The sequence below is a fragment of the Lactiplantibacillus paraplantarum genome, from assembly GCF_003641145.1.
Lineage (GTDB): Bacteria > Bacillota > Bacilli > Lactobacillales > Lactobacillaceae > Lactiplantibacillus > Lactiplantibacillus paraplantarum.
This window is the reverse complement of the sequence record NZ_CP032744.1, coordinates 1363422-1381832: the sequence shown is the minus strand read 5'-3', so window position 1 is coordinate 1381832 and position 18411 is coordinate 1363422. Positions and strand designations below refer to the sequence as shown.

General features: G+C 43.6%; 25 protein-coding genes, 1 tRNA gene and 1 other annotated feature. Of the genes, 4 read left to right on the top strand and 22 right to left on the bottom strand.

Features of this window, described 5'->3' with window-relative positions; translation table 11 throughout:
• Window positions 1–63: 63 nt before the first annotated feature.
• The 14 genes from LP667_RS06665 to LP667_RS06600 form a co-directional block, all read right to left on the bottom strand.
• Window positions 64–522, bottom strand: a complete 459-nt coding sequence (locus LP667_RS06665; RefSeq protein ID WP_021731664.1) for an arginine repressor — start codon at window positions 520–522, stop codon at window positions 64–66.
• Window positions 523–605: 83 nt separating this feature from the next.
• The gene (locus LP667_RS06660; protein WP_021731665.1) at window positions 606–1424 is read right to left on the bottom strand and encodes a TlyA family RNA methyltransferase; all 819 of its coding nucleotides are present in this window, start codon (window positions 1422–1424) and stop codon (window positions 606–608) included.
• Between the two features lie 14 nt (window positions 1425–1438).
• Window positions 1439–2329, bottom strand: a complete 891-nt coding sequence (locus LP667_RS06655; RefSeq protein WP_021731666.1) for a polyprenyl synthetase family protein — start codon at window positions 2327–2329, stop codon at window positions 1439–1441.
• On the bottom strand, window positions 2322–2552 hold the full coding sequence (locus LP667_RS06650) for an exodeoxyribonuclease VII small subunit (RefSeq protein WP_003638601.1): 231 nt from the start codon (window positions 2550–2552) through the stop codon (window positions 2322–2324). Before LP667_RS06650 ends, LP667_RS06655 begins: the two co-directional genes overlap by 8 nt.
• Window positions 2552–3895 carry an exodeoxyribonuclease VII large subunit gene (gene xseA / locus LP667_RS06645; RefSeq protein WP_021731667.1) on the bottom strand — a complete coding sequence of 448 codons (1344 nt, stop codon included), beginning with the start codon at window positions 3893–3895 and terminating at the stop codon, window positions 2552–2554. The genes LP667_RS06650 and xseA overlap by 1 nt, the downstream gene beginning before the upstream one ends.
• On the bottom strand, window positions 3888–4748 hold the full coding sequence (locus LP667_RS06640) for a bifunctional methylenetetrahydrofolate dehydrogenase/methenyltetrahydrofolate cyclohydrolase (RefSeq protein WP_021731668.1): 861 nt from the start codon (window positions 4746–4748) through the stop codon (window positions 3888–3890). The genes xseA and LP667_RS06640 overlap by 8 nt, the downstream gene beginning before the upstream one ends.
• Window positions 4749–4894: 146 nt before the next feature.
• The gene (gene nusB, locus LP667_RS06635; RefSeq protein ID WP_021731669.1) at window positions 4895–5314 is read right to left on the bottom strand and encodes a transcription antitermination factor NusB; all 420 of its coding nucleotides are present in this window, start codon (window positions 5312–5314) and stop codon (window positions 4895–4897) included.
• Window positions 5311–5769, bottom strand: coding sequence for an Asp23/Gls24 family envelope stress response protein (locus LP667_RS06630; protein ID WP_056988304.1), 459 nt, complete (start codon window positions 5767–5769; stop codon window positions 5311–5313). The genes nusB and LP667_RS06630 overlap by 4 nt, the downstream gene beginning before the upstream one ends.
• A gap of 47 nt (window positions 5770–5816) precedes the next feature.
• Window positions 5817–6374 (bottom strand): elongation factor P, encoded by a 558-nt coding sequence (gene efp / locus LP667_RS06625; RefSeq protein WP_003638596.1) that lies wholly within the window; start codon window positions 6372–6374, stop codon window positions 5817–5819.
• A gap of 70 nt (window positions 6375–6444) precedes the next feature.
• On the bottom strand, window positions 6445–7509 hold the full coding sequence (locus LP667_RS06620; RefSeq protein WP_021731671.1) for a M24 family metallopeptidase: 1065 nt from the start codon (window positions 7507–7509) through the stop codon (window positions 6445–6447).
• A 191-nt stretch (window positions 7510–7700) separates the two neighbouring features.
• On the bottom strand, window positions 7701–7979 hold the full coding sequence (gene rpmA / locus LP667_RS06615) for a 50S ribosomal protein L27 (RefSeq protein ID WP_003638594.1): 279 nt from the start codon (window positions 7977–7979) through the stop codon (window positions 7701–7703).
• A gap of 24 nt (window positions 7980–8003) precedes the next feature.
• The gene (locus LP667_RS06610; protein ID WP_021731672.1) at window positions 8004–8339 is read right to left on the bottom strand and encodes a ribosomal-processing cysteine protease Prp; all 336 of its coding nucleotides are present in this window, start codon (window positions 8337–8339) and stop codon (window positions 8004–8006) included.
• A gap of 21 nt (window positions 8340–8360) precedes the next feature.
• Window positions 8361–8669 carry a 50S ribosomal protein L21 gene (gene rplU, locus LP667_RS06605; protein ID WP_003640343.1) on the bottom strand — a complete coding sequence of 103 codons (309 nt, stop codon included), beginning with the start codon at window positions 8667–8669 and terminating at the stop codon, window positions 8361–8363.
• A 22-nt stretch (window positions 8670–8691) separates the two neighbouring features.
• Window positions 8692–8765, bottom strand: a sequence feature (ribosomal protein L21 leader region).
• Window positions 8766–8826: 61 nt separating this feature from the next.
• Window positions 8827–9456, bottom strand: coding sequence for a TetR/AcrR family transcriptional regulator (locus LP667_RS06600; protein ID WP_021731673.1), 630 nt, complete (start codon window positions 9454–9456; stop codon window positions 8827–8829).
• 922 nt (window positions 9457–10378) lie between these two features.
• On the opposite strand from LP667_RS06600, the gene LP667_RS06590 reads away from it, so the two are divergent.
• On the top strand, window positions 10379–10534 hold the full coding sequence (locus LP667_RS06590; protein ID WP_003640341.1) for a hypothetical protein: 156 nt from the start codon (window positions 10379–10381) through the stop codon (window positions 10532–10534).
• Between the two features lie 92 nt (window positions 10535–10626).
• Here LP667_RS06590 and LP667_RS17230 read toward each other — a convergent pair whose 3' ends face one another.
• Window positions 10627–10752: a hypothetical protein gene (locus LP667_RS17230; protein WP_015380266.1), complete on the bottom strand. Its 126-nt coding sequence runs from the start codon at window positions 10750–10752 to the stop codon at window positions 10627–10629.
• 475 nt (window positions 10753–11227) lie between these two features.
• Here LP667_RS17230 and LP667_RS06585 point away from each other — a divergent pair.
• From LP667_RS06585 to LP667_RS06575, 3 genes are all read left to right on the top strand, one after another.
• Window positions 11228–11301, top strand: a tRNA-Arg gene (locus LP667_RS06585).
• A gap of 339 nt (window positions 11302–11640) precedes the next feature.
• Entirely contained in the window at window positions 11641–11841 is a 201-nt protein-coding gene (locus LP667_RS06580) for a hypothetical protein (protein ID WP_021731674.1), read from the top strand.
• Window positions 11842–11897: 56 nt separating this feature from the next.
• Window positions 11898–12236 carry a hypothetical protein gene (locus tag LP667_RS06575; protein ID WP_021731675.1) on the top strand — a complete coding sequence of 113 codons (339 nt, stop codon included), beginning with the start codon at window positions 11898–11900 and terminating at the stop codon, window positions 12234–12236.
• 44 nt (window positions 12237–12280) lie between these two features.
• On the opposite strand, the gene LP667_RS06570 is transcribed toward LP667_RS06575, so the two are convergent.
• The 7 genes from LP667_RS06570 to LP667_RS06540 form a co-directional block, all read right to left on the bottom strand.
• Window positions 12281–12820, bottom strand: a complete 540-nt coding sequence (locus LP667_RS06570) for a dUTP diphosphatase (RefSeq protein WP_021731676.1) — start codon at window positions 12818–12820, stop codon at window positions 12281–12283.
• 16 nt (window positions 12821–12836) lie between these two features.
• Window positions 12837–13793, bottom strand: coding sequence for a hypothetical protein (locus LP667_RS06565; protein WP_021731677.1), 957 nt, complete (start codon window positions 13791–13793; stop codon window positions 12837–12839).
• A complete protein-coding gene (locus tag LP667_RS06560; protein ID WP_050584271.1) occupies window positions 13783–14718 on the bottom strand; it encodes a hypothetical protein in 936 nt (311 codons plus the stop codon). The genes LP667_RS06565 and LP667_RS06560 overlap by 11 nt, the downstream gene beginning before the upstream one ends.
• A 133-nt stretch (window positions 14719–14851) precedes the next feature.
• Window positions 14852–16198, bottom strand: coding sequence for a type I glutamate--ammonia ligase (gene glnA / locus LP667_RS06555; protein ID WP_021731679.1), 1347 nt, complete (start codon window positions 16196–16198; stop codon window positions 14852–14854).
• A 43-nt stretch (window positions 16199–16241) separates the two neighbouring features.
• On the bottom strand, window positions 16242–16622 hold the full coding sequence (locus LP667_RS06550; protein WP_021731680.1) for a MerR family transcriptional regulator: 381 nt from the start codon (window positions 16620–16622) through the stop codon (window positions 16242–16244).
• A gap of 111 nt (window positions 16623–16733) precedes the next feature.
• A complete protein-coding gene (gene miaA / locus LP667_RS06545) occupies window positions 16734–17669 on the bottom strand; it encodes a tRNA (adenosine(37)-N6)-dimethylallyltransferase MiaA (protein ID WP_021731681.1) in 936 nt (311 codons plus the stop codon).
• A 4-nt stretch (window positions 17670–17673) separates the two neighbouring features.
• A complete protein-coding gene (locus LP667_RS06540) occupies window positions 17674–18408 on the bottom strand; it encodes a glycerophosphodiester phosphodiesterase (RefSeq protein WP_021731682.1) in 735 nt (244 codons plus the stop codon).
• Window positions 18409–18411: the final 3 nt, after the last annotated feature.

Here is an 18411-nt window from a genome sequence, read left to right as displayed (position 1 = left end):
CCTATAAATTTTAAAAAAAGCGACCTGACACGCGTGTGAACAGGTCGAAGACGACTTACTGACTTAATTATCACTCAGTAAGCGCTGAATTTTTTGTTGTAACTCTAAAGTCATGGCTAGTGACTTGCAAATAATCAAGACATTGGCATCATCACCAAGGGTCCCAAAAATTTCATCATAATGCATCGCTTCGATTAGAGTTGCTAGTGCCGGCCCATTACCAGGCAACACCTTAATGAGTACAAACTTATCCTGCGTTGCATAGGACACGTAAGCATCTTTCAGCGTCCGTTTAAGTTTTTTCTCCGTATCCATTTGTTTCTGAACTGGCATACTATAATGGTAACCGCCCGTTGCCGAGGGAACCTTGACCAGCTGCATATCCTTAATATCGCGCGAAATTGTTGCCTGTGTCACGTCAATATTCTCGGCACGTAACAGCTTAACAAAGTCTTCTTGACGTTCAATTTCGTTCGAACTCAATAATCGTTTAATGTAGCGTTGGCGCTCTTGCTTCTTCACCCGATCACCCCCGGTAGCTATTCATACTTATTTAAACACATCATAAGCCAAATTGCATAAATATGAAAGTCCGGATTTGAATTTTAAGCTTGATTTAATTGTTCATAAGCCGCCGCTTGCGTTTTCTCAATCGACACAGTTGGCGCTATTTGTGGGGTTTCATCAGTTGCTTGCAAATGAATCAGAAATTCAATATTACCTTCCCCACCCTTGATTGGTGAATAATCGAGTCCTAAAACGTTATAACCATTCGCTTGCGCAAATTCGACAATATCCGTTAGCACCGCTTGATGAACAGCCGGATCACGGACAATTCCATGCTTGCCAACATTCTCACGACCAGCTTCAAATTGTGGTTTGATCAAAGCAACGACTGAACCACCATTTTCAATAATGGCATGTAACGGTGGTAAGATTAAATGTAACGAAATAAATGAGACATCAATCGACGCAAAATTAGGTTGGCCGGCGGTGAAGTCAGCTAGCTGACTGTAGCGGAAATTCGTGTGTTCCATCACCACCACCCGTGGATCCTGGCGCAATTTCCAGACTAACTGATTACTACCAACATCCAACGCATAACTCATCTTAGCGCCGTTTTGTAGTACGACGTCAGTAAAACCGCCCGTCGATGAGCCAATATCCAAGACCGTTTTACCAGTGACATCAATATCAAAACTTTGTAGCGCCTTTTCGAGCTTTAAGCCGCCCCGTGAAACATAGGGCATCGGTTTGCCCTTCAAGTGTAACTCAGTTGCAACCGGAATTTTCATGCCGGGTTTATCCAAACGTTCTTCATTGACACCTAAGATCTCACCAGCCATCACGGCACGCTTGGCCTTTTCACGGGTGTCAAATAATCCTTGTTGTACTAATAATACGTCAACTCGTTCTTTTTCCATCTAAATTTAAGTCCTTAATCTGTAAAATACGTCAAGAAAGCTGCTAATAAGTCCATATTTTGATGACTAGCAGCACTCGCCTGTTCCAACGCGACTTGAGCAGCTGTCACAGCTTGTCTAAGCGCTGTTTGTGCTCCCGCTAGGCCCAGCAATCCTGGATACGTATTCTTATGCTCATTAGCATCTTTATGCGTTGCTTTGCCTAATTGGGCGGGGGTGCTTGTCACATCTAAAATATCATCATAAATCTGAAATGCTAATCCATAGGCATCAGCATATCGCAACAATGGCGCCTGAACATCTGATCGCACTTGAGCTTGAATCAAGCCCGCCTGAACAGCATAGTGAATTAGAGCCCCCGTTTTTTCACGGTGTAACTGTTGTAAAGCTGGTAGGGCCAAATGTTGTCCTGCTCCCAAAACATCGGCAATTTGACCAGCCACCATGCCCTGAGGACCAGTTGCTCGCGCTAAGGCCAGGGTCTGGTCGGCAACGATGGTTGCTGATAACCCACTATCTGCAATCCACTCAAAAGTTAAGGGTTGCAACGCATCACCGGCTAAAATTGCAACGTCCTCGCCAAACTTAACGTGATTGGTCGGTTCACCACGCCGGAGCTGGTCATTATCCATTGCTGGGAGATCGTCATGAATCAGCGAATAAGTATGCATCAATTCAACTGCGACACTGGCTCGCAAGTTGGCCGGCGTCACCATTATCCCAAAAACATCCAAAATTGCCAGTGTCAACAGCGGTCGTAGCCGTTTTCCCCCAGCTAATACAGAATAACGCATGGCAGCCGTTAATGTTGGCTGATCAGAACAAGCCACCAAATGTTCATCCAAATACTGATTGATTTGTGGACGCCACTTAGTTTCGAAGGCCACTAATTGTTGCTTATTCATTAGCGTCAGCTTGCTCAAACGGCACTTCGTCACCATTTTCATCCATCATCTTAGTGAGCGTTTTCTCGGCCCCTTCTAACGTTGCTTGTAATTGCTTACTAAGCGCGACTCCTTTTTGAAATTGGTCTAACGCCTGCTCCAAGGGAACGTCACCCTGTTCTAATTGATTAACGATCGTCTCTAACTGAGATAAGTTCTGTTCAAAAGTTGGTTGTTCAGCCATTATTTTCCTCCATCAATCTTAGTAATCTGTGCCTGTGCTTCACCATCAGCCATGTGAATCGCAACCGTCTGTTGTGGCTGCAACTGTTTGACCCCATGAACGACCTGTTCATCAGCCGTCACAAAAGCATAACCCCGGGTCATAATCTTGAGCGGACTTAATAGATCCAGTGATTGAACGGTCTGCGTCAATTGTTGGCGTTTCTGCCGCACGACTAATTGGGTGCCGCGATTCAGCCGCTGCTGTAAGTTAAGCAATTGTGTTTGGGCTTGCCGAACTTGGTGAATCGGCGTTTGTTGCCGTAACTGCTGAAATGCGCGTTGATAACGCTGACTGGCCAGATTAAAGTTATTTTGACCGGCTTGCTTAAGGCGCTCATTTAAAAAATCTAACTTTTGTAAGTAGCCTTCGTACAAGCGGTTAGGTTGAGTAAACACATAGGATGTCTGCAATTTATTTAAGCGCTGCCGGTCCCGTTGAACTAAATTCTGAAACGCATTCAGTACCCGGGTCTGATCTTGCTTCAATTGTAATAGGACATCGTTGTACACGGGAACGGCTAACTCGGCAGCGGCAGTTGGCGTTGCCGCCCGTACATCAGCAACCAAGTCAGCAATGGTAGTATCCGTTTCATGCCCCACTGATGAAATGACCGGTAACTGGCTCTGGGCAATCGCTCGGGCAACCACTTCTTCGTTGAAGGGCCATAAATCCTCAATGGAACCACCACCACGACCAATAATCAAAGTATCAAAGTTACCTTGAGCATTCGCCCGTTCAATCTGCCGACTGATTTCGGCCGCTGCCGCATCACCTTGAACCTGTGCCGGAAACAAGACAATCTGGGCAATTGGGAAACGCCGCCGAGTGGTTGTAATAATATCACGAATCACTGCACCACTCCGACTAGTTACCACCGCAATTCGTTTAGGAAAACGTGGTAGTGGCTTCTTAGGTGCACTAAACAACCCCTCAGTTGCTAGTTTCTTTTTCAATTGTTCATAAGCTTGATACAAGGCGCCAACGCCGTCTGGCTCCATACGCTCCACATAAATCTGATAACTACCACTTGGCTCGTAAAGGCCAATCCGACCAACTACGAGGACTTTCATCCCTTCTTCTGGTCGAAACTTAACCTTAGCAAACGCTGACTTAAACATGATGGCCGAAATCTTAGCATGGTCATCCTTCAAGCTAAAATACTGATGCGTATTGGGACGCGGACGATAGTTAGAAACTTCCCCCGTTAAATATACTTTGCCCAAGTACGGATCAACCTCAAATTTACGCTTCAAATACTGAGTTAAAGCTGTCACTGTCAAATATTGTTGACTTTCACTCACTTACATCACTCCACTTTGCAAGTTCTACCGTTGTCTGCATTAACGTGGCGATCGTCATTGGACCGACCCCACCAGGAACTGGTGTGATCAAACCAGCAATTCCTTGGGCAGAATCAAAATCGACGTCACCCACTAGTTTACCATTGTCATCACGGTCCATGCCAACATCAATAACTGTCGCACCAGGCTTGATATCAGCACCAGTGATCAGATGAGCAATTCCCGTTGCAACTACCAAAATATCTGCTGTGCGAGCTACCGCCTTTAAATCAGCTGTTTTGCTGTGGGCAATGGTTACGGTCGCGTTAGCATTTGTCAATAAAGCAGCCATCGGTTTACCAACGATCGTACTACGACCAATCACGACCGCGGTTTTACCCGCTGGATCGACATCATATTCCTGCAACATTGTCATAATGCCGCGGGGCGTATTGGCTACGGGATAATTTCCGGGAAAGTTCGTAATTAACTTACCAACGTTCGCCGGGTGAAAACCATCGACATCTTTTTTAGGATCAATCGCCATCGTAATCAGCGGTTCATTAATTTGTGACGGCAATGGTGATTGCACCAGGATACCATGAATACTGTCATCCGTATTATACGCTGCAATAATCGCTAATAGTTCATCCTGCGTCGTAGTTGCTGGCAACTGTCGCACAACGGAGTGCATGCCCAACTTAGTGGCTTTGCGATTTTTATTTCGAACATAGATCTGACTGGCCGCATCGTCCCCAACAATAATTACAGCAATTCCCGGTTGAATTCCTTGGGCAGCTAATTCTGCCACCGCGGTTGCCGTCTGCGTATTAACTTTTTTGGCTACTGCCTTACCATCAATAATCTTCGTCACAAGTGCCACACTCCTCTTTCTCTGTCTGGTCTTATTTTAGCATATTCACTACGATGATTTATGACCGGTTTACTAATAAGTTATTAAAAAAAGTCTGGCAAATTGCCAGACTTTTACGGTAGAACATAAGATTGTTCGGTTTTAGACTAATTAGCTTGGTTTTTAACCACTTTACCAAGCACACCGCTGACGAATTTTCGAGACCGGTCATCACTGAACGCCTTCGTTAATTCAATTGCTTCGTTAACTGCGACCTTAGTTGGAACGTCGTCAACAAACTGCAATTCAAAGAACGCCATTCGTAAGATAATCAAATCAGTCTTAGCCAGCCGGTCTAATGACCACGTCTGGCTCAAATAGGGCTGAATTTGAGCGTCTAATTCCGCTTGATGTTCACGAACACCAGTTACTAACGTACTTAAATACGCAGGAATTTCAACTGCATCCGCCTCTTCAGGGTTAAGTAACTGTTGGAATAACTGATTTTCATCAGCGTCCGGATTAGCATTCAGGGCAAATAGCGCTTGAAATGCTTTTTCTCGGATTTCATGACGCGTTAAACTCACGATTCTTCACCATCTTCATTTTCATCGGTCTGGGTATCTTCATCACCAAACAGATTGTTTGGATCAATGGCACTTTCAGTCTTCTCAGTCACAATACCAGTAATGTGAACATTGACTTCACTCAATGCAAGATCAGTCATAAATAGAATTTGCTGCTTAATCTTATCCTGAATTGCCAAGGCAACTTTCGGAACTGAAACACCATAGTCTAAGTATGCGTACACATCAACACTAATCTGATTATCGACGATTGTTAGCTTGACACCCTTACCAAGATTCTTCTTGCGACCGAACAACTCATTGACACTGGAAGAAATCGTCCCTTGCATCCGGTTAACACCATCAATTTGGCTTACCGCGATACCAACGATTATTTCAAGCACTTCTGGTGCAATTTGAATTTGTCCTAAGCTGGGTTCTTTGCTTTGTAACGTAATGTTGCTACTGTCAGCCATTTTGACATTCCTCCAATTCCATGTTTGCCGGTATTAGTTTACTAAAATTAAGCCCGTGAAACGTAAGTGGAATCAACGGTGTTAACGATCAACTTGTCGCCCGCCTTAACGAAGAATGGCACTTGAATAATCGCACCCGTTTCCAACGTTGCTGGCTTGGAACCACCAGAAGCCGTATCACCCTTAATTCCTGGTTCAGTTTCGGCAACTTCTAAGGTAACCGTGTTTGGCAAATCAATTCCCAATACTTCGCCTTTATAAAGGGTTACTTGAACTTCCATGTTTTCTTTCAAGAACTTTAATTCGTTTTGAATATGATCGCCAGGAATTTCAATTTGTTCGTAAGTTTCAGTATTCATGAAGACATAACTGTCACCATCGGCATAAAGGTACTGCATCGTACTCTTTTCAATTGGGGCTTGTTCCATCCGTGCGCCGGCCCGGAACGTTTTGTCTTGAACGGCACCCGTCCGTAAATTTTTAAGCTTTGAACGTACAAATGCGCCACCCTTACCAGGCTTAACATGCTGGAATTCCACGATGCGCCAAATTGCGTTGTCTACTTCAATCGTCAAACCATTTTTAAAATCTGCAGTTGAAATCATTTTTAAAAATCCTCCTCGAATATATCCTTATAACTATAACAAGACCGAGCCGCTGTGGCAACTGTCTTAACTATAAAATCAGTAAATCCCGGGTCGCTGTCGTCAATCTTTCATGCCCATCGGTGGTCACTAAGACATCGTCTTCAATCCGCATCCCACCTAAATCTGGGAAGTACACCCCGGGCTCCACGGTCACGACACTATTTGCAACTAAGGTTGCCGTTGTATTCTTGGAAATCAACGGGCCTTCGTGTATGGCCAAGCCAATGCCATGGCCCATTCCGTGGTTAAAAGCACTACCATAACCGGCCTTCGTCAGTAAATCTCGGCCCACGGCATCCAACTGGGCGGTTGCCGCCCCCGCTTTGACTTGGTCAACCACGGCTTGTTGGGCTGCTTGAACTGCCTGATAAGCTGTGACCAGCTTCGCATCTGGTGTTCCTAATGCAAACGTCCGTGTCATATCAGACGTATAACCATTTAAGAAGTAACCAAAATCAAGCGTCACAAGTTGACCGGCTGCCAAAACAGCTTTAGAGGCGGTTCCGTGGGGCAAAGCCGCCCGCGCACCACCGAGCACGATCGTCGTAAACGAAGGCCCACTAGCGCCGTGCGTCCGCATAAACGCATCTAGTAAATTGCTGACATCAACTTCGCGCATCCCTGGCCGTACAATACTTGTTACATATTCAAAGCCAGCATCCGCTAAGTGAGCACTCGCTCGTAGACAGTCAATTTCATCAGAACTCTTCGTGATTCGAAGATCATCAACCACGTCTGGCAAGGCTACTAAATCACTGACCAAGTTCTCGTCCAAATAACTGTATGCGGCATATGGAATATCGGCTTCAAAACCCATGACCCCCGTGTGCGTGTTTGCAATAATCTCGCAAACTGCCCCCAGATAGTCACGAGTAATGATTAAGTGTTGATCATCATACTGATCAGCAAAGGCTGTTTGATAACGGGCATCCGTAATCAGGTAAACACCTTGGGCCAGCACCAATAAATAACCATCACCAGCCATATCCGCCATTCCTGTTAAATATTGTAAATTAGCCTCACTTGAGACTAAGAACGCATCAATTTTTAACTGATCAAACTGTTTTTGTAACCGTTCAACTCGACTCTTCATATCGTCACTCCCATCATAACCCATGCTTTATTATACCAAACTTTCTAAAAGCTGAAGGTAACGATTTGTTGAAGCCCACTAACCAGCGATACATCGGTTAGCCCGCAGCGTTGACTAACAACTGATTAGCTAGCACGTCTGCCCGGATTGTTTCACAAAAAAAGAGCCTCCATGCAGAGGCTCTTCAAAAATTATTTTGCTGGGTAAACAGATACTTGGCGCTTGTCGCGACCTTTGCGTTCAAAACGAACGACACCGTCAGCCATTGCAAATAATGTATCGTCGCCACCACGGCCAACGTTTACACCTGGGTAAATATGGGTTCCGCGTTGACGATAAAGAATGTTACCATTCTTAACAGTTTGGCCGTCAGCCCGCTTAGCGCCTAAACGCCGACCAGCTGAATCACGACCGTTGGCAGTTGAACCGCCACCTTTATGGTGAGAGAAGAATTGCAAGTTCATTAACATAGTAAAGTCCACCTCCGAATGTGGTTATCTTGTTTGTTCACGAACCCGGATATAATCACCGTAATTCGTGGCCACATCGTTCAAACCAAGCGTGAAACTTTCAAGTAAAGTTTGTAATTGGGAGTTTGCTAAGTCTAACTTAGTAAAATCTGCAATTAGTAACCCACCATTAGTTTCATCACTTTGCACTGCGGGCTGTAAGTGGGCAACTTGTTCAATCCCATTGATTGTACTAATTGCTAACACCGAAACCGCCGCACAAACGATGTCTTGTCCATAAGCACCTGAATCAGCATGTCCCGTCAATTTAAAAGCGGTCACTTGACCGGTTGCATTACGAGAAATGGTTGCCTGAATCATAAGGAATGCCTACTTTCTTAATTATGCATTAATTGTGTCGATCGTTACCTTAGTGTATGGTTGGCGATGACCCTTCTTCGTATGTTGGCCCTTCTTGGCCTTATACTTGAAAGTAACCACTTTACGGTCACGGCCCTGCTTTTCAACAGTACCTTCAACCGTCGCACCATCAACAGTCGGCGTTCCAACCTTAGTTGTGTCACCACCAACAAAGACTACTTGATCAAAAGTAACCTTGTCGCCAGCTGCAGCGTCAAGTTTTTCAACGTAAATTGCTTGGCCTGCTTCAACTTTATATTGTTTACCACCAGTTACAATAATTGCGTACACGTTTGTGCACCTCCTTAAATTATGAATCACTTAGACTCGCCGAATGTAAGTGCCATTGCTGAACTTAAGACTCAATCCGTGCGGTTGTAGCTGTAGAAGTCCACAAATACAACAGGAAAATATTATCAAATTTTTTCATAATAGTCAAGGATTGATTTCAGTTTACAAAAAAGTCCGTAAAGCTAATGCTACCGACCGCCATCAGATGATGCATTTTCTTGATGCACTTAGTTAAATAATGTGGCGTATAGATCATGTCATTGGCCAGCCAATCGGTCATCAAACCGACCGTAGCAGCTACATAGTATGCAACTTGAATACTAACCGGCACTTCCAAATCTGCAAACTGGTCTTCAAAGTCATGATGGAATTTCGTCATCCACGTCGTCATCTGCTGATTGATCCGCTGATCAACTGCTAACTGGCGTTGATCCAACAATAGCGTCTCAAACGCTTCGGCGTGCTGACTAATATACGCTAACGCCTTTGACAATGAGAAAACTTGTACGCGTTGCAACGGATCAAGTGGATTCGTCATAATATCGCTCACCGAAACCGTTACGATTGCCGCCGCGAACAATTCACTGACCAAGTCATCTAAAGCCTGATCAACAAAAGCTGGTTTATCTTTATAGTGTAAATAAAAAGTTCCCCGTGTAATCGACGCAGTACTCGTCAGCTTCTGCACGGAAATATTGTCAACGGTTTCTGTCTGTAATAATGTAATTAATGCTTGCCGCAAACGGCGCCGAGTTTTATCGACGCGCGGGTCCATTTCATGGCTCATATTCGCTCCCTACTTTCGTTTCATAACCAATATAACATTAATTATCAAGAACGTCTAACAGATGATAATCAGCCGGACAAATAGTTCAATTCCGTCTAACACCCCGTCACATCTAAACAGCTTTTACGATTATCTTAAGCGAGACAATGGCAGATTTGCATGTTCACCCAATTGCATCAACCGTTAATATCGTGATTCTTGATGTCTATAGCTACACATCTACAGTTAATAATTAAGCGTTTCAAACAACTGACTTAGACTAACACCATGGTTGGCTAAAAATTCCACACAACAACTATTCCACGATCAATTGTACCAAGCAGCGTGATCGTTTATCAGCCATTCAAGCAACCCCGAAACTGCTTGGTGCCACTGAAATCTGTGCTTACCATGCCAACGGACTAATGCAAACCTCATTAATTTGTAGGCTAGACAATGTTCGGTCTCAACTCACGGTTCCGCGCAGATTTGAGACTGGAGGGGCTGGGTGACAATGCTCAAGGGCGAAGTTCTTCTTGTCCGGGTGGTGTTCCCGGGCTAGAAGAAGACTCGTATTTGAAATTGCGCAGTGAGCTTCTGCGTGAGTTCAAATCGATGTCCGCCCTGTTCCAGCAATTGGCACCCAGCCCCGGAGGTCGGCCTAAAACGCGCATATACTGACGAATAATAATCCAACTAACTGGCATGTTTTAATCATGATTCATGACAAATTTACTAGTACAATGTGTTGTTAATGAATAGTAAAAAAGACCTTTATGCACGCTGTAAAGGATTTTATCTTGACAAGCGACCGAAATAACCGTTATACTAATAATGCAATTTTTGGGAAAAGTCTGGCTTTTCCTGTTAATTCGGTTGCAATGTACACTATTCTTGTTTAATATAGTCGTTATTGGACTAATCAAAGGAGGGACATACTCTTATGACTGTTGTTGCAAAACCATATAACACATGGGCATCACGTCGGCCAGTTGCTGGGAAGCAAAAGCGCATTCGTCGCGAAAAAGAAGTTGCTGCTATCCAGCGTTGGGCTGCCGGCAAGACTGACACCATCGAAAAAACACCAAAAATCAAGTAATTAAAAAAGAACTGCTCATCTTATAGTGAGTAGTTCTTTTTTAATTGATTGATTGTATAATGCCAATGTGCAAGTTCAAGAACTCCCGTTGACTAACGGTCATTACGGGAAGCAGTGAAATGCTTACTGCTTGCATTTTCTTTGGCAACAAAGTTTGAATAATATTGAATCCCACCAGCGATGGCGATGATACCGACAATTGCAAATACTGAACCCATAAGAATTCTCCTTCCTTGTTACGTGATTATTATCGTTTTGTTACAGCAATATTTCAAGCAAAATAAACTATTTTAGTCAGTTTTGTTAGTTTCTTTAGCTTTTCTTAAATATTCTTGGCTAAATTAGCTTTTTCAATACCAATATGTAATACCAATTTTCAAAAAATCAAACTGATTGCGACGAGGCTTAGTTACCGCTATTACAGCATTTACATAGTGCTGTTTTATCGCATCTAAATTTCGGCAATCACATAATTTTACAATTTCACCATTTTTAATTTCAATTTCATCAGCTCATATTATTACTATACCTAATGCTAAAAGCACTTACTTAAATTCAGTTTCTTTTTGTTACAAATATTACATTTTACAAAAATTCTTCATGCCAACTGTCATTTTTAGCATTTCAGATTAGCGAAAAGCCAAATAAAAATTGACACACTTCAGCTTCTTAACTATAATTAATCTTGTTGTTGTCACGGTAGCTCAACTGGATAGAGCATCCGCCTTCTAAGCGGAGGGTTGTGAGTTCAAGTCTCACTCGTGACATTAATAGCGACCCGCATGTAAATAACCAAAAAAGCAATCCTGTCAAACCGTCTTTGACAGGATTGCTTTTTGATTTTAAATCACAACTCGCTTATTGTGATTTAGAACCATGAACTGTCATAATGTTATTACCAGCCTGACAATTAAATAACAAAATCACAGGCTTTATCAAACGCCGACATTCATTCAAAATTGAGTACTTCTATATTTTATTTAAGCACTGGTTAACCATTTTAATTAACCGAGTTTACATCAACAATTTACAATCAAGTGCCCTCACCAGCAGCGCGCACCACCAAAGTAGTACAATCAATTTATCGAATACTGGGGGAATCAACAATGCTTTTACGCCATGGCTTAACTAATAATATCTATCTCAATGACACCTTAACGTTTATTCAACAAGGCCGCGACACTTTTGAATTCCGTAATAATCTGTTAGTCGCGCAGCATCATTACCGACTCGTCATCAGTGCCCACCGCGCCTTCAACATCTTTTACGCTGAACAGAACCGCAGGGCCGAACAACGCTTAGACTAAAACAATTCTCGCATCCCGCCTCAATAGTGCGTATAATATATTTTGAGGTGAAACAATTGAAACTTGAAGCAATTACTGGGAATATCGCTCACGCCATCAAGGATCGCTCAACCGACGCTCCCTACGTGCTAGCCGTGGAATTCACCGACAAAGCGTCCAAGGGAAAATCAGCCACTGGTTGCGTGATTGTGCGGATGCCAGATCAGCAGCACTATACGATTACGAGTCATGACTTTCGGTATATGGATGCGGGCAAAGACACCCTAGCTGAAGAACTCGGCGCTTTCTTTGAATGCGACGATGATCTTGACCAGCGACAAACACTGATCGACCAAGTCAATGAGCTGGTTGCTCAAGATAAAGATAACGAGGCGCAATTAATCGCCGATGCTTAAAAATAACCTAATTACGTGAACTGCTCGCGTAATTAGGTTATTTTTTAATAGTTATTCGCTTGACGTTGCTCATTAACATGATTTTTAGCAGTAAAAGCTGCTTGAATCTCATCTTGATCAAACCCAAAGTCAACTAAACCGATCTTTAAGAAAACGTGCCAAGCATGCTGATAGCTTTCCCGTCGATGGTTAAAGTAGGCATCATATAATAAATGCTTAATTGCTAAATACTGTTTGTTCAGATCTGTCGTTGGCTTGGCCGTGATACTGGTCAATTGCTCAGCCGTGACTGGAATTAAATGTGTCCACTGTTGAATGGCCGAAACAAGAAAAAAGAAATCCATGGCATCCACATATTCGTTCAACAAGGTCTCTCGGTGCGTCTTATCTGGATCAGCCTTACCCCGGTAAATTTTCCAAACTTTAAACCACTCCGATGTATTCGCCATCTCAGCTAGTTCCACGTCCAGCGAAACCATTGCATTTTGCAATCGTTCTTGTGGCCGCCAATGAATCTGCTGACGTGCTGTAATATCACGGTCTAAGCGGATTGATTGTTGCAATAGCGTTGCTAATTCTAGCATCAAATCCCTCCGTTACTTAAGCAAATACTAATGGATCCGCTTTTATTTCTAGCGAATCAATATTATCTAAGTACCAATCACGCATAAAGCCAAAATGCAGTAACACATCAAACCATGAGACGGCTTGCTCAGGATCATGGACGGTCAATACCCATTTGCGGCCACCATCAGCCTCAGCCGCATCAAAAATATCAACGGTCAAACCTGTCCGCAGTTCAATTTGAGCACCCTGGCCATGTTGTGAATTGCGCAACATATAATCATTTTCGGCGGCGCTTACGAATAATTGATCAACGATCGCCCGATCAAGGTCGGCAGCACGCAACTCGTATTTGGCCGCATTAGCCACGTCCAAAATATTGAAATCGACATTAAAGCCGAAGTCGTCTTGTAAACAATGTCCAAATTTAATTAGCGTTGCTAGTACCACGTTAATTTGATCAACGCCCGTCCCTTTTAACAACAATTTATTAATAAATAAATTTGTAAAGGCCGAACTATTGAATCGCAATAAGCGCCGTTCTAGATGAATATAAAACAAGCTTTCGCCCGTCGTTTGTTCCCGGTAATATGCACCACCATTGCCCTTATCAACCACTTGGTACAAGAACGTATAATCATCCGTTAAGGCACTGTAAACGTGGTATAAAGCTTCAGTATGCCGTTGCGAATTCAATACGGCTTGTTCATCACCATGCATCCCCAATAAGCGACTCATGAAGATCAAGTAATAGTCTGCATTTTGATATTGATGCGGGAACGTCACGTAGGCCGTATCTAGTTTGAAATTCGCTAACTGTTGCGCGGCCGCTAATAAAGTCTCGCCATCAGCCGTATCAATCAATTGATCCATAAGAGCTGTGAACTTTTCACCATTGGCGAGTCCCTTTTTAAGGCCCTCGTTGAACGTGCTCAACTTACCGTGGGTACTCAATGTTGCCGTATCAATCTGTTTGTCCGTATTATTCGCCATCAGCCGCTACCTGCGCCTTCCCAATCAGCGTGGTCAAGTAGTCCACATAAAGACTACGGTTACGCTCATTAAAATTCTCAAAACTCTTAAAGGCGTTTTCAATCGCTTGCTTTTCGTAAGCTAAAATCGTATCTTCCTTAGAAAGCGTTAAGATCTTAGCTTCGTTATCTTTCATAGTGGCATGAGCATTGTTCGCCTGTTCATCTTCATCGGCCAGTTTAGATAACTGATCAATAATTTGTTGGCGTTCTTCTTTGATCCGGCCAGAATCAAACAACGAGTTACGTTGCCCATTTTCCTTCAGTTGCTTGCGCAATTCTTCTTTCTGGGCATCTCGGTCCGACTGAGCGTCAATCAACTTCTGGAGCTGATCACTACCAGCCGAAATTTGTTGAATACGGTCCGTATTAAATCGCTTATGTTCTGGCGCTAATTCAAAAGTTTTTTGTAATTTGTTATATTCTTCTGAACTAAATTCAAACGCCACTTTTAACACGTTTAATTTGCCAAAGCGTCGCCGGTCCCACCAGTTACCAAAGTAAATCTGAAACTCACCGAGCTGCGTTTCCTCATAATAAAAGAACGGGTATTCATGGGCCAAATAATCAATTAACTTGGTACTCAAGTAGTGACTGATTGCCGGATAAACATCCGTAATTAAATCCACTTGGGCATTACGGGTTGGATCCGGTTCCTCGTTAAGTAAGGCTTGGTGATAATGGTCACCATCGATCAATTCATAGATCAACCGGTCGTCACCAGCCGTAATTGCTTGGCGCACCGTAGTTACATAGTCTAACTTTTGTTGAAGTCGCTTCGTAAGCGCGCGCGTAGGTTGATCTTGTTTTTCAAGATCAGGCTGATTTTGTTTTTCCATAATAATCTCCTTGCAATCAATAATAATTGAAAACTTGCTGAATTGCATTGCTATTCTTAATGTTACCGAAAATTGATGCATTAATAAAGGCTAACACCACAATTTACTAATTTTATAACAAAAACGGCTAGTCCGCCATTTAAGGTGCCCTAACCGTCTTACTTTAATCTTAATTCGTTATTTAATACAGTTCCATGTACTGATCACGTTCCCATTCGCTAACTTGCTGACGGTATGATGCCCATTCTAGCCGTTTAGCTTCCAAGAAACTCTGATAAATATGTGGCCCCAACGCTTTTTTCATTGTTGGATCTGTCTGGAATTCTTTCAGAGCGTTGTGTAACGTTGATGGCAAGTCAGCGATACCAGCTGCTGAACGTTCATCTTCATCCATGACATAAATGTTACGATCAACACTCTTTGGTGGTTCGATGCCATTCTTGATACCATCTAAGCCAGCTTCCAGCACTGCTGCAAAGGCTAAATATGGATTAGTTGATGCATCCACACTCCGTAATTCAAGACGTGTTGATAAGCCGCGTGCACTTGGAATTCGAATCATTGGTGACCGGTTAGAGGCTGACCAAGCCACGTACACTGGTGCTTCGTATCCTGGAACCAACCGTTTGTATGAGTTGACCGTTGGATTCGTAACAGCCGTGTAAGAACGTGCATGCTTCATCAGACCGCCTAAGAAATGGTAAGCATCGGATGACAATTCTAACCCACTCTTGTCATTAGCATCGTAAAAAGCATTCCCTTGATCATGGAACAAGGACATGTTCACATGCATCCCAGAACCATTAACACCGTTTAACGGCTTAGGCATGAAGGTTGCCCACAAGTTGTATTTCCGTGCGATGGTCTTAACGACCAACTTGAATGTTTGAATATGATCGGCTGCAGATAAGGCATCCGCGTACTTAAAGTCAATTTCATGTTGGCCAGGTGCAACTTCATGGTGACTGGCTTCAACGTTAAAGCCAAGCCGTTCGAGTTCAAGTGCAATATCCCGACGACAATTTTCACCTAAGTCCATTGGCGATAAGTCAAAGTAACTCCCCTTATCGTTCAATTCAGTCGTTGGTTCGCCCTTTTCATTCATTTTAAATAAGAAGAATTCAGGTTCAGTCCCACAGTTAAATGACGTATAACCTGCTTCCCGCATATCATTCAAGACACGAATCAAATTGTTCCGTGGGTCACCTTCAAACGGCTTACGGTCAGCGGTGTAAACTTCACAGATGATCCGTGCAATTTTTCCATGTTCCGTATTCCAAGGCATAATCAACCAAGTTGATAAGTCAGGATACAGGTACATGTCACTTTCTTCGATCCGAACAAACCCATCGATGGATGAACCATCAAACATCAACTTGTTATCCAGAAGTTTGTCGAGTTGTGAAACCGGAACTTCAACGTTCTTAATTGTGCCAAATAAATCAGTAAACATTAACCGCAAAAAATTAACGTTTTCTTCTTTGACGATGCGGCGGATATCGTCTTTTGAATAGGACTGTTTTGCCATGAAAATCGCTCCTTAAATTGATTGACTAACGGATGCAAATACCTTAACGTGCCGGATAATTGGGACCCTTGTCGGACTGCAAACCTCCGAGATTCAGGAATTCATCATGAAGGATGCGGCGCACATCGCGATCAGTTAGTGGCTTAGCCAAATCAGCTTGTTTCTGTTCAGCCCGCTGCTTTTGGCGCGCATAAATTTCTTTGATTCCTGCCATATTGATACCATCTGCTAAAAAATCCTTAATCTCAAGTAACCGATCAATATCATTTAGCGAAAACATCCGCCGATTACCAGCATTCCGTTCCGGCGTAATCAATGCTTGCTCTTCATAGTAACGAATTTGTCGTGCGGACAAATCGGTCAGCTTCATAACCGTACCAATTGGTAAGACAGCCAACGAGCGACGCAGTTCCTTTTCCTTCATAACGACCCTCCTCTTTAATACAGACTTAATATTAGCAATGTTATCATTGAATGTCAATCATTCATGTTAGAAAATATCACACGTTTTATCAAAGGTATACCAATTTATAATTTAGCTTAACCAACTAGCTAGCTGCTGGTCAATTGAGGCTCGTAGTTCAGGGTGTTCCAATAAGTTGACCCAATCAACCGTCATCTTATTACGGAACCAAGTCAATTGCCGTTTTGCGTAGCGTCGTGAGTCTTGTTTGATAGCCGCAACCGTCTCATCAAGCGACCGTTCCCCATCAAAATATGGGAACCATTCATGATAACCGATACCCTTGCCGGCTGGTAAAGTTGCCCCACCTTGGTCGAACAACCAGCGGGCCTCCTGTGCCAATCCTGCTGCTACCATTTGATCAACACGTTGATTGATCCGGTTATACAATAGTGTCCGGTCCGCCGTAAGACATAATGTGTAGGCATCAAGCGTCTCACTGACCGTATCGGCTTGATCAGAAAACCGTTGGCCGGTCGTATGTTCGTATTCTAGCGCACGAACAACGCGAACCAGGTTAGCAGGCGCAATGGCGGCCGCTGCTCGCGGATCACGCTCTTGGAGTGCTGTCCACGCCACCAGGGGCCCTTCAACTGCCGCTCGGTCAAACCAAACCTGTCGATACATCATATCAGGGGCTTTATCGGCTGGTCCAAATTGATAGCCTGCCAGTAAGGATTGTAAGTAAAAGCCAGTGCCACCGACAATTATCGGCAACTTGCCGCGAGCACTAATTCCATTAATCAATGTCGTGGCCCGACTAACAAATTCAGCAACCGTAAAACGCTGATTAACATCTTTGATATCGATTAGATGATGGGGAATGCCGGCCTGTTCAGCCGGCATGATTTTAGCCGTACCAATGTCTAACTGACGATAAACTTGCATTGAGTCCCCAGAAATAATCTCACCATTCAACTGCTTTGCCAGTGCTAGTGATAATGCAGTCTTACCTACTGCCGTCGGACCTGCAATTAATAATACCTTATGTTTAGTTGTTGCTGTCACTCACTTAACCTCCTTGAATTTGTTTGCGAACTTCACGCGCCAATCCCGGATAATCCGTAATCAACCCCGCAAAGCGATGCCGATAGCAAAACCGCATATCACGTGCGGTATTAACCGTCCACGGCCGTAGCTGAACCTTGGGAAGTAAAAACCAGTGAAAGCGAACCCAACGAATATCTGGGTGATAACCTAAAACAATATGCTGCGCATGTAGCCGCTTAGCGGTTTGAACCTTGGTCTTAAATAAACTATCCGATTCAACATCGGGCTGCAAAATATGCAATCGTTCAATCGACTTGCCATAAAAGCTCGAATAAACCAGTGTAAATGGTACCTGATGATGCTTGAAATAATCCGCGACAAGGTCTTCAATACCTTCATAATGAATTTTGTTCGTTTTGATTTCTAGGTTAAAAATACCCGTAAAATTTCGCTGGATCAATAACTGAACCACTTCATCTAACGTTGGAATTGGCGTCCCCGCATAGGCCGGGCTATATTTACGACCTGCATCTAGTTGCTTTAGTTCTGCCAACGTGTGATCAACGATGCGACCGCTCCCATCAGTCGTGCGGTCAACAAGTTCATCGTGCATAATTATCAGGTGACCATCTCGTGACAGGTGAACGTCCGTCTCAATGCCATCCGCACCATCCTCAATCGCCGCAATAAATGCGGGTAACGTATTTTCTGGCCGGGTGCCCTTACTACCACGGTGTGCAATAATCTTGGTGAGCATCAC